General features: G+C 62.6%; 13 protein-coding genes. 6 read left to right on the top strand and 7 right to left on the bottom strand.

Going from position 1 to position 15,255, the window contains the following annotated elements; all coding sequences use genetic code 11:
* Nucleotides 1–74: 74 nt before the first annotated feature.
* A complete protein-coding gene (locus J1C49_RS10395; RefSeq protein ID WP_227445757.1) occupies nucleotides 75–1,478 on the bottom strand; it encodes an aspartate aminotransferase family protein in 1,404 nt (467 codons plus the stop codon).
* 86 nt (nucleotides 1,479–1,564) lie between these two features.
* Nucleotides 1,565–2,248, bottom strand: coding sequence for a GntR family transcriptional regulator (locus tag J1C49_RS10400; RefSeq protein ID WP_227445758.1), 684 nt, complete (start codon nucleotides 2,246–2,248; stop codon nucleotides 1,565–1,567).
* 161 nt (nucleotides 2,249–2,409) lie between these two features.
* Here J1C49_RS10400 and J1C49_RS10405 point away from each other — a divergent pair, with 161 nt between their 5' ends.
* From J1C49_RS10405 to J1C49_RS10425, 5 genes are all read left to right on the top strand, one after another.
* Nucleotides 2,410–3,492 carry a polyamine ABC transporter substrate-binding protein gene (locus tag J1C49_RS10405; RefSeq protein WP_227445759.1) on the top strand — a complete coding sequence of 361 codons (1,083 nt, stop codon included), beginning with the start codon at nucleotides 2,410–2,412 and terminating at the stop codon, nucleotides 3,490–3,492.
* Nucleotides 3,493–3,556: 64 nt separating this feature from the next.
* Nucleotides 3,557–5,020 (top strand): ABC transporter ATP-binding protein, encoded by a 1,464-nt coding sequence (locus J1C49_RS10410; RefSeq protein WP_227445760.1) that lies wholly within the window; start codon nucleotides 3,557–3,559, stop codon nucleotides 5,018–5,020.
* Between the two features lie 39 nt (nucleotides 5,021–5,059).
* Nucleotides 5,060–5,950 (top strand): ABC transporter permease subunit, encoded by an 891-nt coding sequence (locus tag J1C49_RS10415; protein WP_227445761.1) that lies wholly within the window; start codon nucleotides 5,060–5,062, stop codon nucleotides 5,948–5,950.
* Between the two features lie 121 nt (nucleotides 5,951–6,071).
* Nucleotides 6,072–6,893 (top strand): ABC transporter permease, encoded by an 822-nt coding sequence (locus tag J1C49_RS10420; protein WP_227445762.1) that lies wholly within the window; start codon nucleotides 6,072–6,074, stop codon nucleotides 6,891–6,893.
* On the top strand, nucleotides 6,890–8,206 hold the full coding sequence (locus J1C49_RS10425; protein WP_227445763.1) for an FAD-binding oxidoreductase: 1,317 nt from the start codon (nucleotides 6,890–6,892) through the stop codon (nucleotides 8,204–8,206). The genes J1C49_RS10420 and J1C49_RS10425 overlap by 4 nt, the downstream gene beginning before the upstream one ends.
* Before the next feature lie 17 nt (nucleotides 8,207–8,223).
* Here the strand turns inward: J1C49_RS10425 and J1C49_RS10430 are convergent, their stop codons facing one another.
* The 5 genes from J1C49_RS10430 to ilvD all read right to left on the bottom strand — a co-directional run bounded on the left by J1C49_RS10430 (nucleotide 8,224) and on the right by ilvD (nucleotide 13,265).
* Nucleotides 8,224–9,138: a DMT family transporter gene (locus J1C49_RS10430; RefSeq protein WP_227445764.1), complete on the bottom strand. Its 915-nt coding sequence runs from the start codon at nucleotides 9,136–9,138 to the stop codon at nucleotides 8,224–8,226.
* 254 nt (nucleotides 9,139–9,392) lie between these two features.
* The gene (locus tag J1C49_RS10435) at nucleotides 9,393–9,803 is read right to left on the bottom strand and encodes a hypothetical protein (protein WP_227445765.1); all 411 of its coding nucleotides are present in this window, start codon (nucleotides 9,801–9,803) and stop codon (nucleotides 9,393–9,395) included.
* Nucleotides 9,804–9,885: 82 nt separating this feature from the next.
* Complete coding sequence (locus tag J1C49_RS10440) at nucleotides 9,886–10,659, bottom strand: DUF6478 family protein (RefSeq protein WP_227445766.1); 774 nt, start codon at nucleotides 10,657–10,659, stop codon at nucleotides 9,886–9,888.
* A gap of 59 nt (nucleotides 10,660–10,718) precedes the next feature.
* The gene (locus tag J1C49_RS10445) at nucleotides 10,719–11,501 is read right to left on the bottom strand and encodes a hypothetical protein (protein WP_227445767.1); all 783 of its coding nucleotides are present in this window, start codon (nucleotides 11,499–11,501) and stop codon (nucleotides 10,719–10,721) included.
* Nucleotides 11,502–13,265, bottom strand: a complete 1,764-nt coding sequence (gene ilvD, locus J1C49_RS10450; protein WP_227445768.1) for a dihydroxy-acid dehydratase — start codon at nucleotides 13,263–13,265, stop codon at nucleotides 11,502–11,504. It abuts the gene before it with no gap.
* 838 nt (nucleotides 13,266–14,103) lie between these two features.
* Between ilvD and J1C49_RS10455 the strand changes: the two genes are divergently transcribed.
* Nucleotides 14,104–14,997, top strand: a complete 894-nt coding sequence (locus J1C49_RS10455) for a CPBP family intramembrane glutamic endopeptidase (RefSeq protein ID WP_227445769.1) — start codon at nucleotides 14,104–14,106, stop codon at nucleotides 14,995–14,997.
* The last annotated feature ends 258 nt before the right edge of the window (nucleotides 14,998–15,255 follow it).

Genomic DNA, 15,255 nt, shown 5'->3' on the forward strand with positions numbered 1-15,255 from the left:
TCCCCGCGCACCACGTCACGGTATGCTCCCCGGCCCGCGATCGCGGTGCGGCCACTATCTATGCGCGCGAGACCTTACACTTTCGGTGCCGCAACCATCAGCCCATCGGCTTCCAACTGCGCCATCGCTTCGTCAAGGCTTTTCCAAGCGCGCTCCATCAGAGTGTCAATCTCTGCGCGGGATATGGTCAAGGGCGGAGAGATAATCATGCGATCTCCGACGTGGCGCATGATTAAATTATTGGCAAAACACCGATCCCTGCACACCAAACCGACCGTCCCCGGCTCGGACGCAAAGGCCGCGCGGGTGGCCTTGTCCGGTGTCAGGGCCAAAGACCCCATCATCCCGACAATCTTGGCCTCTCCGACAAGCGGATGCTCTGTCATTGCCTGGAATTTCTCCGCCAGGTAGGGGCCGGTTTCCGTCCGAACGCGCTCGACGATTTGTTCGTCGCGCAGAATGCGCAGGTTTTCGAGCGCCACGGCGCAAGCCACCGGGTGGCCGGAATAGGTGTAACCGTGGTTGAATTCGGTCTGGTTGATGACCTCCGCCACAGCGTCTGTCACGATCGACCCACCGATTGGCTGGTAACCTGAGCTCAACCCCTTGGCGATCGTCATGATGTCGGGACGAATCCCCAGCGTTTCGGACCCGAACCAGTTGCCCGTCCGTCCGAAGCCGCAGATCACCTCATCCGCGATCAGCAGAATACCATATTTGTCAACGATCCGCTGGATTTCGGGCCAGTAGCTGTTGGGCGCGACAATCACGCCGCCAGCCCCCTGCACAGGTTCCGCGATGAAGGCCGCAACCGTGTCCGGCCCCAGTTCGAGGATCTTCTCCTCAAGCGCCCGCGCTCTCGCGAGGCCGAACTCCTCCGGCGTCATGTCCCCGCCGTCAGTCCACCAGTTCGGCTGATCGATATGCGCAATACCGGGAATTGGCATGCCGCCCTGGGCATGCATGCCTTTCATGCCGCCCAGCGATCCCGACCCGACAGACGACCCATGATACCCGTTCCAGCGCGCGATGATCGTCTGGCGCTCCGGTTGGCCTTTTTCGGCCCAATAGGTCCGCACCAGCCGCAGGTTTGTGTCATTGGCCTCAGACCCCGAAGACGCAAAGAACACGTGGTTCAGGTCTCCCGGGGCGAGCTCTGCCAACCGGGCTGCAAGCTGGATCGCCGGCACGTGGGTGGTCTGAAAGAAGGTGTTATAATACGGCAGTTCCTGCATCTGGCGATGCGCCGCATCCGCAAGCTCGGTCCGCCCGTAACCGATATTGACGCACCACAGGCCGGCCATGGCATCAAGGATACGGTTGCCGTCGCTATCGGTGAGCCAACAGCCGTCCGCACGCAGGATCACCCGCGCGCCCTTGTCGCGCAGACCATCCCCATGGGTGAAGGGATGCATGTGATGCGCAGCGTCCAGCGCCTGCAGTTCGGGCGTCGGTGTATTGGTGGAAATCACGGTCATGGCGGCCTCCGATTGAGTTGGTCGCAGAATATGATCAAATTTTCCGCTGTCAATCGAATCGGCAGACGCAAGACGCGCTCAGCGGATCAGACCGTGCTGCCGGTCACTGGCGCGGCGCTGCGTGCGATCAGAGCCATACCCTGCTCCACATCCGCGCGCATGGCTTCCTGTGCCGCCTCCAAATCTCTGGTCTCAAATGCATCCAGAAGGTCCTTGTGCCGGTCTGGCAGGTTCCGTGTCCCCACCTGCCCACAGATCACACGCATGGACGGCCCGAACCGAAGCCAGAGACCTTCGACAAGCGCCGTGATAATCGGCGCCTCTGCCACTGCGTTAAGCGAGGTATGAAACTGGTGATTCGCGCTCAGGTAGCCCGATACATCGCCGCGCGCGATGGCGTCATCCAGCGCCCGATCAATGGACCGGAGCATCGCGATCGTCTTGGCATCAACCCGTTGCGCCGCGCGATATGCGAGCCGCGGCTCAAGAGCCAATCGCGCCTCGGTCAGCTCTTCGATATGCTGCGCGGTAAGCTCGGGCACCACGATCCGCCGATTGCCTAGCGCGTGCAATGCGCCCTCCGCCGTCAGCCGGCGCAGCGCTTCCCGCACCGGCGTCATACCCGCACCAAGCCTTTCCACCAGACCCTGAATCGTCACCGGCTCCCCGGGGGCAAGCGCGCCAAAAAGCACCTGGTCGCGGATCTCGCGATAGACCCTTTCATGTGCAGGCAAGCCCGCCCGCCCGGTTTCAGATGACGCATTGTTCATCGCCCATCCCTTATCACCCAGCCTTGTCATCTCGATTGATCGCACGTGGCTTGCACCCGCCGCAAACGCATGAAAGCATCATTCATGTTGCACGTCGACGCAACATTTGATCAAATCACGGGGCAAGAGGCGAAAGACCTCAATGACCCAGGGAGACCCGAATGAAGACCCTCATGAGTTTTACCGCGACCATCGCGCTTGTCGCCTCCGCCGCATCGGCCGACGAGGTTCGCGTCTACAATTGGTCGGATTATATCGACGAGAGCCTGTTGGAAAAGTTCGAGCAGGAGACGGGCCTCGAGCTTGTCTATGATGTGTTCGACAGCAACGAGGTTCTCGAAACCAAGATGCTTGCCGGAAGCTCCGGCTACGATGTGGTCGTGCCCTCCGGTACGTTCCTCCAGAGACAGATTCAGGCAGGTGCGTTCCAAAAGCTGGACAAGGGGCAGTTGCCCAATCTGGAGAACATGTGGAGTGTGGTCAGCGACCGCACCGCGCAATATGACCCCGGCAACGAGTATTCCATCAACTACATGTGGGGCACCACCGGTATCGGTGTGAACGTCCCCAAGGTGAAGGAGCTCCTTGGCGAGGACGCCCCCATCACCAGCTGGGATCTGGTGTTCAAGCCGGAGAACATGGAGAAACTCGCAGAATGCGGCGTCTATTTCCTCGATGCCCCTGCCGAGATGATCCCTGCCGCGCTGAACTACATCGGAGAGGACCCCGACAGCCACGACCCCGAGGTCATCGCAAAGGCAGAAGACGTCTTCATGGCCGTCCGTCCCTACATCACCAAGTTCCACAGCTCGGAATACATCAACGCGCTGGCAAACGGCGATATCTGCGTTGCCGTCGGCTGGTCCGGTGACATTCTTCAGGCTCGCGACCGCGCAGCCGAAGCCGATAACGGCGTCGAAGTCGCCTATCATGCTCCTGATGAAGGCGCGCAGATGTGGTTCGACCAAATGGCCATTCCGGTCGATGCGCCGAACGCGGAAGGCGCGCACAAGTTTCTGAACTTCATCATGGACGCGCAAAACATGGCTGCGGCGTCGAACTACGTCTACTACGCCAATGGCAATGAGGCCTCGAAGGAGTTCCTTGTCGAGGATGTGATCGGCGACACCGCCATCTATCCCGACGATGCGACGCTGGAAAACCTCTTCACCACAACGCCTTATCCGCCGCGCGTGCAACGCACGGTGACCCGGCTCTGGACCAAGATCAAGTCCGGCACCTGATCCCCTCCATCAGGTCCGCGCCTCGTCATCCGGGGCGCGGGCTTTTTTCAAGGTCGGAACGCATATGGCTGAAACCGCTGCCAAGCCCAAACCAAAAGCAAAGCCAATGCCCCATGAGGGCGTGTTCGAGCCCTGGAACGACCCGAACGCCAAACCTCTGATCGAGTTTCGGAATGTCACCAAGCGCTACGGTGATTTCACGGCAATCGACGATCTGACCCTGAACATCTACGAGAAGGAATTCTTTGCCCTTCTCGGCCCGTCCGGCTGTGGCAAGACCACGATGATGCGGATGCTCGCCGGTTTTGAGTCGATCACCCAAGGCCGTATCCTGCTTGCCGGGCGCGATATTGGCGACGTGCCGCCCAACAAGCGCTCGGTCAACATGATGTTTCAGAGCTATGCGCTTTTTCCGCATCTTTCCGTTTGGGAAAACATCGCTTTCGGTCTCCGCCGCGAAACCAAGGACGCCGCGCGGATCACGGAACGGGTCGAGGAAATGCTCCGGCTGACCCGGCTCGAAAAATTTGCTCGGCGCAAGCCCCATCAGATTTCCGGCGGTCAGAGGCAGCGCGTCGCGCTGGCGCGTTCGCTGGCCAAGGCCCCGAAGCTTCTGCTCCTCGACGAACCGCTCGGCGCGCTTGACAAGAAACTGCGCGAGGAAACGCAGTTCGAGTTGATGGACATCCAGGAGAAGACCGGCACCACCTTCGTGATTGTGACCCATGATCAGGAGGAAGCGATGACCGTCGCTTCGCGTGTTGCGGTGATGGATGAAGGTCGACTGGTGCAAGTGGCGACGCCCCCGGTGATCTACGAAGCACCAAATTCCATCTATGTCGCTGATTTCATCGGTGACGTATCCCTCATTCAAGGCAAGGCCAGCGCGCGCCCCGAAACCCCTGTGCCCGCGCCCCCTGTGTCTCCGACAGAAGACCCCGCCGCCAAGGCCGCGCCTGCCGCTATGCCGGAAGTGCCGGTGGCAAGCGCCGCCCCACTCCCTGACGGGCGCGCGCCCGCACCAAACGTCATGGGGGAATGGTTGCACGACAAGGTTCTGTTTCCAATCCTTGGCCGGCGCCCCCCAACACCCAAGGCGCTTTCGGCTCCGGATAAGGCTCCAGCGGTCCCGGAACCGGCACCGGCGCCGCCCGAATCAGGTACGCCCGAGAGCCCCCCCGAGCTTCCCGGTGGCGGCCTCGCGATCCACTGGGCCGACGGGCTGGACCCGCTCGTCGCCGTGAATGGCGACCCCGCGCTTGCAGGCCGCACCGTGACGCTTGCGATCCGCCCCGAAAAGGTGACCATCTCGCGCGACAAGCCCGCCACAGACAACGCCATTGAAGGGACGGTGATCGATATTGCCTATCTCGGCAATATCTCCACCTATCACGTCGAGATCGCCGGTGGCGTGATGGTCAAGGCACAGATGACCAACACCCGTCGCATCGCCAAGCGGGACATCACATGGGACGACGCGGTGTGGATCGGGTTCTCGGCCACCGCAGGCGTGGTGCTCGACGCATGATGCTCGATCGCACATACCGGCATGGCTGGAGCCGTTCCGATGCGTAAGGCACTTGTCATCGCGGTGCCCTATCTCTGGCTGCTCGCGCTGTTTCTTGTGCCGTTTCTCATGGTGCTCAAGATCTCGCTGTCGGATGTCGCGCTGTCGATTCCGCCCTATACGCCTCAGCTTGACCTGACCGGGGGGCTTGCCGCGATCGGTGAGTTCTTTTCGCAGCTTGACCTGGAGAATTTCGTCTTTCTCACGTCGGACGATCTCTACATCAAGGCCTATGCCAGTTCCCTCACCATTGCGGTCATCTCGACCTTCCTGACGCTGTTGATCGGCTACCCGATTGCCTATGCCATGGCGCGCGCCGCGCCGGAATGGCGCCCGACGCTGTTGATGCTGATCATCCTGCCATTCTGGACGTCTTTCCTGATCCGGGTCTATGCGTGGATGGGTATCCTGTCGAACACGGGCCTGCTGAACCAGTTCCTGCTGTGGCTCGGGGTGATCTCGGAACCGCTGGAAATTCTCAATACCAACATCGCGGTCTATATCGGTGTGGTCTACACCTACCTGCCTTTCATGATCCTGCCGATCTACGCCACGCTGGAGCGTATGGACGGCTCGCTGCTCGAAGCCGCGGAAGACCTCGGATGCTCGCGTCTCTCCGCTTTCTGGCTGGTGACGCTGCCGTTGTCAAAAACCGGCATTGTTGCGGGCTGCTTCCTTGTCTTCATCCCAACCCTCGGGGAATTCGTCATTCCGTCCCTTCTCGGGGGCTCTCAAACCCTGATGATCGGCAAGGTGCTTTTCGAGGAGTTCCTCAACAACCGCGACTGGCCCGTGGCCTCCGCTGTCGCCGTGATCCTGCTGCTGATCCTGATCATCCCCATCATTCTGTTCCAGCGGAACGAACAACGGGCGCGGGAGCTCGACCAATGAGCGGATCCTCGAACACAAGCGGCGGTGCGTGTTTCTTCTGTCCGGAAATACTCCGGGGGAGTCGCCCTTCGGGCGACGGGGGCAGCGCCCCCTCCCCCGTCACCATCACGGGATTGCGCCGATGAACAGGTTCTCATGGTTCAACGTCACGTCCCTGACACTGGGTTTCGCCTTCCTGTATCTCCCGATGCTGATCCTCGTGATTTACAGCTTCAACGAAAGCAAACTGGTCACGGTTTGGGCGGGCTTCTCGACCCGGTGGTATGGCGAGCTCTTTCGCAACGAAGAGTTCCTTGACGCCGCATGGATCACGCTTCAGGTCGCGTTTTATTCGTCGACCATCGCAACCGTTCTGGGAACCATGGCCGCCTATGCGCTTGTGCGCGGCGGGCGTTTTCGCGGGCGGACCCTGTTTTCCGGCATGGTCTACGCGCCGCTGGTGATGCCGGAAGTGATCACCGGCCTGTCATTGCTGTTGCTGTTTATCGGGCTGGGCATGGCGACCGGGATGCTGACGGTCACGCTTGCCCATACGACCTTCTCGATGGCTTATGTGTCGGTCGTGGTGTCCTCGCGCTTGTCGACTTTCGATCGCTCGCTGGAAGAGGCAGCCCTCGATCTGGGTGCCTCGCCGTTCGAGGCGTTCCGCCTCGTGACCCTGCCGATCATTGCTCCAGCCGTCATTTCTGGCTGGTTGCTGGCCTTCACGTTGTCGCTCGACGATCTGGTGATCGCCTCATTCACAACCGGTCCCGGTGCCACAACGCTGCCGATCAAGGTCTTTTCCGCGGTCCGCCTCGGCGTCAGTCCCGAGATCAACGCCCTGTCCACCATTCTCATCGCGATCGTGACGGTCGGTGTGGTCACCGCATCGCTGGCCACGAAGCGCCAGGCGATCCGCCAAGCCCGCGAAGAAAAAATGGGCGAACGCGGCGTCGCGTGAAACGGCTTTACGAAGCACCCGCTTACGGACCACAAGGCGCCTGCTACTGGTCTGACACGGTCCCCCCCGAACCATGGCCCAAGGCCGAGGGCATCCAGCATTGCGACGTGGCAGTGATCGGCGGCGGCTTCACAGGGGTGTCGGCGGCCCTGCGCCTTGCAGAGGCGGGCAAATCCGTTTGCCTGTTCGAAGCAGAAAACGCAGGCTACGGCGCATCCGGTCGCAATGGGGGCTTTGCCTGTCTCGGCGGGAGCAAGGCATCCGGATCACTGCTCCGACGACGCTACGGCGATGACGGTCTGCGCGCGTGGCGAGAGACGGAGAAAGCCGCCGTTTCAACCGTCGACAGGCTGATCCGCACGCATGATATGGCCGTAGACCGGCATTCGGAAGGTGAAACCCAGCTTGCGCACACGCCCCGTGCCTGGGCGACGATGCAAGCCTCGGTGAACGAAGTTCGCGCGGACTATGACGTGGAACCGATCCTGACCTCACGCACGGAGCTGCTTCAGGCCGGCATGGGTGGCCCATGGTATGGCGCGCTGACGATCCCCATCGGTTTTGCGCTGGATCCTCGGAAATATCACGCCGGGCTGGCGCGTGCGGCGCGCGCTGCCGGGGCGCGGCTGTTTGGGCACAGTCCGATCACGCAGATCGCGCGGCAAAAAGGGCTGTGGCGGCTCTCAACGCCGCGGGAGCAACTGACGGCCGAATCCGTTCTCATCGCCACAAATGGCTATTCCTCGGAGGATGTGCCGGATTGGCTCCGGGCACGGACCTTGCCCGTGCAGTCGAGCGTGATCGTCACACGTCCGCTCACGGCGGCTGAGCGCGATGCACAAGGCTGGCGCAGCGGTCAAATGGCCTATGATACCCGCCAACTGCTTCACTATTTTCGCCTGATGCCCAACGGTCGGTTTCTGTTCGGGATGCGCGGCGGATTGCGGGCCACCCCGCGCGCGAGCGCCCGCACCCGCGCAAGGATCCATGCCGATTTTGCCAAGCTCTTCCCGGCGTGGCGCGACGTGGAGATCACGCATCACTGGTCCGGGCTGGTCTGTCTCATGGCCGGTCTGACGCCCTTCGCCGGGGCCGTGCCAAACACCAGCGGTCTTTACGCGGCGCTGGGCTACCATGGGAACGGTGTCGCCATGGCCAGCCACGCCGGGAAACTGATCGCCGATGAGATACTTGGCCGGACGCCCGACATCCCCGAAGCGATGCGCAGGCCGCCCGGTCGCTTTCCGTTTGGGCGGTTTCGGCGCGCGCTTCTGGCGCCCGCCTATTGGGGCGCCGAGCTGTTCGACCTCTGACGACGCGCGCCACTTTGTCAGTTATGCGTAACGCCGGACTGCCGCGCCTTGCCCCGCTGCAACCCAAGCTGGCGTTCGCGCCAGATGATCAGACCGCCAGCCGCGATGACAATTGCCGAACCCACCAGCACGGTGACCGTCGGCACCTCCGAAAAGAAGACATACCCGAACAGGATCGCAAACAGGATCGAGGCATAATCGAATGGCGCCAGCAGGGCCGCCTCTCCGAACCGATAGGCCGATGTGATCAGGATCTGTGCAACGCCTCCGATAAGTCCCGCGGAGACCAGCATGACCAGCGTTGCGGTGTCGGGCCACACCCAGCCGAAGGGGATGGTCAGCAAGGCAAAAGCCGAGGACGTCAGGGAAAAATAAAAGACGATCGCCGAGGTTTCTTCGGTCGCAACAAGCCTGCGGATATGGATCTGGGACAAGGCACGAAGCGCCGCAGAGGTCAGCACGAAAACGACACCGAGCTGTGCCGCACCACTGACATCATCCAGCGTAAGCCTCGGCCACATGACCACACCGACCCCCAAAAGCCCAAGGAACACGGCGCTGATCCGAACAAGGCGAATCCGCTCACCCAGAAGCAACGCCGCCAGGATCACGGTGAGCAGCGGTGAGGCGTAGCCCAGCGCCGTGACTTCCGGCAAGGGCAGCAAGCCGAGCGCGGAAAAGCCGAAACCCATTGCGCCGACGCCGATCAAACCCCTCCAGACATGTCCCATGGCCCGTTTGACACGCAGCCCGGTGGAAAGATCCCCCCGATAGCCGAGCCAGACCAGAATGACGGGGATTGCAAAGAAGGACCGGAAAAACACCGCCTGCCCCGCCGGCACGGTTGCCATGCTTGCCTTGATAAGCGACGCCATAATCGTGAACAGGAAGACCGAGGCCAGTTTCAGGCCAATACCACGCCAGGGGGACATGAACGCTCCTTTTCGTGCCCGGCCCAGCCGGACACGCTTGCAGGCAACCCTGTCCTGTTCGCCAAAGCGCGTCAATGGCTTGAGCGATAGGGCGCGCCCCATCGGCACCCGCAGGCAAGCCTGGCGAATTACCCGCCTTTGTTCCGATTTTCGATACCCGGTCGTGGCCCGAAGGCGGAGGTCGCGGCCCAAAGGCGCGGATCACAAACCGAAGGCGCGGGTCGCGACCCGAAGGGCCGAGCAGGTGTAGAAGTCTACGGTTGGTGTGCGACGGCCTGCCGTCTGACCACCTGTTTGAGAAGCTCCATCTCCGCCCGCAACAGCGCCACTTCAGCCCGGAGATCCGCGTCTGCGCCTTCTCCCGCAATGACCGGGACACTCTCGAGCACGGTGTTGTTCAAGGCATCGCGGATCACCAACGTGCGGATACCGTCGCCCAGCGCTTCGCGTGGCACAGGGATTTCAATGAACCACTGAGACGTCTCCGGGATCGGGGAAAGCGTCACACCCGGACAGCGCCGGCCATCCAGGGTGACCGCGATATCAGGATGGCCAAAGGCTCCGCTGCCTGGATCAAGGACCCCTTCCCACAGCCCATCGGCAAACCGTGTTTTGACCAACGAATAGAGTGAGTTGTAACTCGGCTGCCCCCAGCTCTCGGACATCAGGCGCACTCCTTTGGCATCGCGGGTGCAGCAGTGTCGGGACGGTGTAAGGGCCAAGCAAAAGCGCCCAAAGCGGCTGCTCTCAAAGCGCGGCCCTCCACCGGCGTGACACCACGAGGTCACGGACCGACACCGCATTCATCGCCGGTTGCACACAGATCAGGTCAAGCCAAAGCTTGTCCACGCGCGCAGCGTTGAACCCTGTATAAGCGAGATCAAACGCAACGCTCCGCTCTTCAAGGTGCATGGGAACTTCACGCACAAGGCGCTCGATATTCGGCCCCGTTCGAATGTTGAGCCGGATATAGACCTCCATCGGGCGCTCCACCTCAAAGACGCCATCCACGGCGATCAGATGCGCCTTTGTCAGGCCGCGCACCGCATCGAGCGGCAAATCGACGGCCATCGACAGATAAGTGCCCGAAAAACCGAACACCTCAAGGCACAAGGCATAGGGTGCCGGGTCCGCCGACCGGTTTGACGGACATTGCCGCATCGCGATTTCCGTCCGGTCGCAATCGTGAAACAGATATGTCCCCCGGCCAAGCGCCGCGCGCCGCCCAACCCCGGCCTGTCCGACTTTGTCCAGCGGTTCGCGCCATGCCGGCGGGCGCCACACCCAATCCGAACCAAGGGGCACAAGCGGCGTTGCCGGATCGTGCCCTTCCCCGACCGGCCGACTTTCCGCGGATTGGAGGAATCGGTCAATCCGTGGCATGAGCCGACGCGCCGTCCCCTGATTGCGGCGCAAAGCCAGAAGATCGCCCGCAGCCGCCTTCTTCGTGGCGCGGCGCAAACGGCGCGTAAGCCCGGCATGCAAGCCGTCATCAAACCAGTTCAGTGAGTCGTGCAACATCAGCCAACCATTTGCAGCAACGGATTTTTCAAACCCGGCGCGATCTTGGCTGAGAAAGGCTAAGGATTGAGTAAACGGCCCAGGAATCCGCGTTGCTTTTCCCCCGCGGCATCGCCGACAGCGGGTTTTGCAGGGCCGGCGCGGAAGATCCCCAAACCAGACACCTGTTGTTTCGGCGACCCGGCAAGAATGCCATCCCGGACCTGCCCGAGGAGCTGCGCGCCACCGCGCCCGGCAAGCGGACTGCCTTCGGGAACGTAAAGCGCCAAGGCAACCAACCTGTCATTGACAAGCAGCGTTGCACGCCAATACCGCGGGTCGGGTCGCGCCAACACTCTGATCGTGTCATCGGACAGGTTTGCCATGACCATACCCGATTGGCGCGCACCCGACACGAGGCTTGCGCCGCTGGCGCTGGCCAGCTGTTCCGGTGTGGGCAAGTCGTCCATCGTGGCACGGTCACCAACGGCAACGGTGATCAGCGCTGGCCGCACCCGTCCTTGTCCCGTTTCACCGCTCAGGATGTGGCAGCTGCCGAGCACCGCGAAACCGGCCTCCGCTCCCGTCTTGAGCGTGGTGCGGTCGATGCAATAGCCGCGCGGGGCATCGATGCCGACAGCCCCGCGCACCAGCATGGCACTTCTGAGTGTTGCACCTTCACGCGGCGAAGACAGGCCCCCGAGAACGCCGGGCTCGTCATCCCTCTGCGGCTGTGTCGCCAACGCAAGGATGTTCGGCAACCCGGCGCGTGCGCCCTCCGCCCCGGTCGCGATCTCTTCGGAGCAGGCCGCCGTCAGGCCAAGGCTCGCGCAAAGAGCGGCACGCCGCAGAAGCCGCATCACTCAGATATCCGCATAGACGTGCTTTTCCTTCTCCGCGCCGGGATGTGTCACGGCGCCCTTGTAAGTCTCACCCACGAGCTGCGCGTATTTCCACAATGCGCCCGACGCATAGATCGTCTCACGCGGACCGCTCCACGCCTTTTTGCGCGTATCCAGCTCTTCGTCTGAGAGATCGACGGACAGCACACCCGATACAGCGTCGATGGTGATCATGTCGCCGTTCTTCAGCAGCGCGATCGGTCCGCCATGCGCCGCCTCGGGTCCGACATGTCCGACACAGAAACCGCGCGTCGCACCGGAGAAGCGACCGTCGGTGATAAGCGCCACCTTCTTGCCCATGCCCTGCCCGCTGAGCGCGGCGGTCGTCGCCAGCATCTCGCGCATGCCCGGACCGCCTGCGGGGCCTTCGTTGCGGATGACGATCACCTCTCCTTCTTCGTATTCACGCGCCTTGACCGCCGCAAAAGCGTCTTCCTCGCATTCAAACACGCGCGCCGGACCGGTAAAGACTTGATCCTCCGCAGAGATGCCAGCGACCTTCACGATAGCACCCTGCGGGGCAAGGTTGCCCTTGAGCCCCACGACACCGCCCGTCTTGGTGATGGGCGTTTCAATGGAATAGATCACCTTGCCGTCCGCTTTCCGCGTGACCTTGTCGAGCTCTTCCCCGACGGAATAGCCCGAGGCGGTCATGCAATCCTCGTGAATAAGACCCGCCTTGCGCAGTTCGTTCATCACGACAGGCACACCGCCCGCCTCGTAAAGGTCCTTGGCCACATACTGACCACCGGGCTTGAGATCGACAAAATAGGGCGTGTCGCGGAAGATCTCACAGACATCATCAAGGAAGAACTCGATGCCCGCTTCATGCGCGATGGCCGGCATGTGCAACCCGGCATTGGTCGACCCGCCGGTGCAGGCAACGACGCGTGCCGCGTTCTCGAGCGCTTCTCGCGTGACGATGTGGCGCGCGCGAATCCCGTTCTCGACAAGGTCCATGACCGCCCGGCCCGAAGCCTCGCCATATTGATCGCGGCTTTCATACGGGGCCGGCATGCCCGACGAGTTGAAAAGGGCAAGCCCGATCGCTTCGGAGACGCAGGCCATGGTGTTCGCGGTAAACTGTCCGCCACAGGCGCCAGCCGACGGACAGGCGACCCGCTCCAGCATGTCGAGCGCCGCGTCGGACATCTGATCGTTCTGGTGACGCCCAACCGCTTCGAACATGTCCTGAACCGTAAGGTCCCGCGAGCGGAAATCATCGGGGATTTCATCCACCTGCGGTGCGCGGCCCGGAAGGATGGAACCGCCATAGATAAACACCGAAGGCACATTGAGCCGGACCATCGCCATCATCATGCCCGGCAAGGACTTGTCGCACCCGGCCAGCCCCACGATGGCGTCGTAGGAATGGCCACGCATTGTCAGCTCGACCGTGTCCGCGATCGCCTCGCGCGACGCCAGCGACGAACGCATGCCTTCATGGCCCATCGCGATGCCGTCCGTCACGGTGATCGTCGTAAATTCACGCGGGGTGCCAAAGGCCTGCTTGACCCCCATCTTGACCGCCTGCGCTTGTCGGTTCAGCGCGATGTTGCAGGGCGCCGCCTCGTTCCAGCAAGTGGCCACGCCGACAAGCGGTTGATGGATTTCCTCCTCGGTCATGCCCATGGCATAGTAATAGGACCGGTGGGGCGCCCGTTCCGGCCCTTCGGTCACGTGACGGCTGGGCAGCTTGGATTTGTCGAAGGGGCGCTTGAGCATGGCGGAAGCCTCTTAAGGGGATCTGAGTTGAATTCGCTCCCGCTTCTGTAGCAACGCGTTTTGTCGCAGACAAGCATTGCGCATACTCCGCCCGTCAATGCACTTCGTCCGTGCGCCGCCCTCGCCGGACCGGATCGCCGCAAAAGGCCCGCAAGGTTTGACAGAGCGCCAGCTGCGCCCGATGATCCCGACGAACCCCAGTTTCGCGACCGAGGTGCCACCGATTTACACCAACCGGACCCCTGATCCGCCATGGACCTCGAACAAATAGGATACCGGTCAAGGCCCGCAGAGCGTCTTGGGGCATCCGCGCGACGGGCAGTCGCTCCGGTCGCAGCAGCGCAGGGCCAGCGATCCGTTGCACAGAGCCACCGGTCTCAAAGGGCAACGCCGTCATGACGCAACCGAGCCCGATAACCGCTCTTGTGGCCTTTTTCGCGATCCGTCTGCGCCAACTCACCCGCGCAATACCGGTGCAAGTCGCGGCGCTTGCTAGAGCGTTTCCGGCACGCCGCGCCGAGGCTCGGTTCGGCGCGAAGCATGGCCGCCGGACGATCCGCGTCGAACCCGTCACTTGCCCGCGCGACCATGGGGGTGGCTGCAACCGGTGCCCGATCACGCAAGCAACCATCCGGACCAGCGACGCCAGGCGCGGCCTGGCCGTCCCGCTGATGCCATCGCGAAGGAAAAACCCCCGGCGAAAGACCCCCGAAAGACAGGGCTCAGCACAGAGCCGGAAGCGGCCCCGTGCCCAGCTCTGCTCCGCACCGTTGGAAGCCTCCATCGCCTTGGCAGTCATGAGGTCCACCCCCTTGCGCCAGCGCAGGGCGCTTGGGATATGACCGCCTATCGCCCCTTCCGGCTGTTGACAGACCCTGCGCGACCCAGCGCGGCTCTGTGGCGCCTGACGCTTGGTCTGTTGGTGGCTCTGGTCGTCATGTTTGGCCTGAGTCGCGCCGTCCTCGCGCTCGCCCGCGCAAGCCTCGAGGATGACAGCTACTGGGCGCTCGTGGCCGCTCTGGAGCGCGCCGACACCCCTCTGGGGCTGTTGGGACTCCTGACGATCATGGGCGCCATGGGCGTCGGCGCCCTCGTCGCATGCGAGCATGTGCACAGGCGACCGGTCTCAACACTGTTCGGACCATTGCGCCTGTTCCGCCGGCAATTCCTTGTCGTCGCCTTGGCCGTCTCCATGCTCCATATCGGTGTCGCGATATTACCGCCCTGGCCGCATGCGCAAACACTGCAACCGGGCCTGCCGCCGACACTATGGGTGAGCCTGCTGCCGCTGACGCTGGTCGCCCTGCTGATCCAGACAGGGAGCGAGGAACTGCTCTTTCGCGGCTACTTGCAAAGTCAGCTCGGCGCGCGCTTTGCGCATCCCGTGGTTTGGTTGAGCGTGCCCTCCGCCCTGTTCGCGCTTGGGCATTACGCACCTGAGGTATACGGCGAAAACGCGCTGGCCGTGATGCTCTGGGCCGGGGCCTTCGGGCTCGCGGCCGCCGATCTTACCGCACGTGCCGGCAGCCTCGGCCCGGCGATCGCCCTGCATCTCGTCAACAACATCGCCGCAATCGCCCTTGTCTCGCTAAGTGGCGAAATGTCCGGGCTCGCCCTTTATCGCCTGCCCTTCGGCGCCGATGACAGCGCGGCCATCGCCGCAATCCTGCCCGCAGACCTCGCCATGATCGGCCTGAGCTGGCTCACCGCCCGCATCGCGCTCGCGCGATGACCCCATAGCACATCGGCCACTGCACGCCCGCGGATCCCGCACAGCGCGCCACAGCCACCATAGAGACCCGAAACCAAGCCAGGCGTCCCGCCTCCCGCCTGTAACGCGCAACCCAGGTTTCTTCTGTCCTGAAATACTCAAAATATCACCGCCCACCACCACAACACCGGCAACCGAGACACCGCGCACCGGTCCACACCCGCGCCTGGCACCGCATTACACCCGTGTACGCCGTCACAATCCGATCCCGACACGGTC

This window comes from Cognatishimia sp. F0-27, assembly GCF_020667845.1.
In the GTDB taxonomy this organism is placed as follows: Bacteria; Pseudomonadota; Alphaproteobacteria; order Rhodobacterales; family Rhodobacteraceae; genus JAFMPQ01.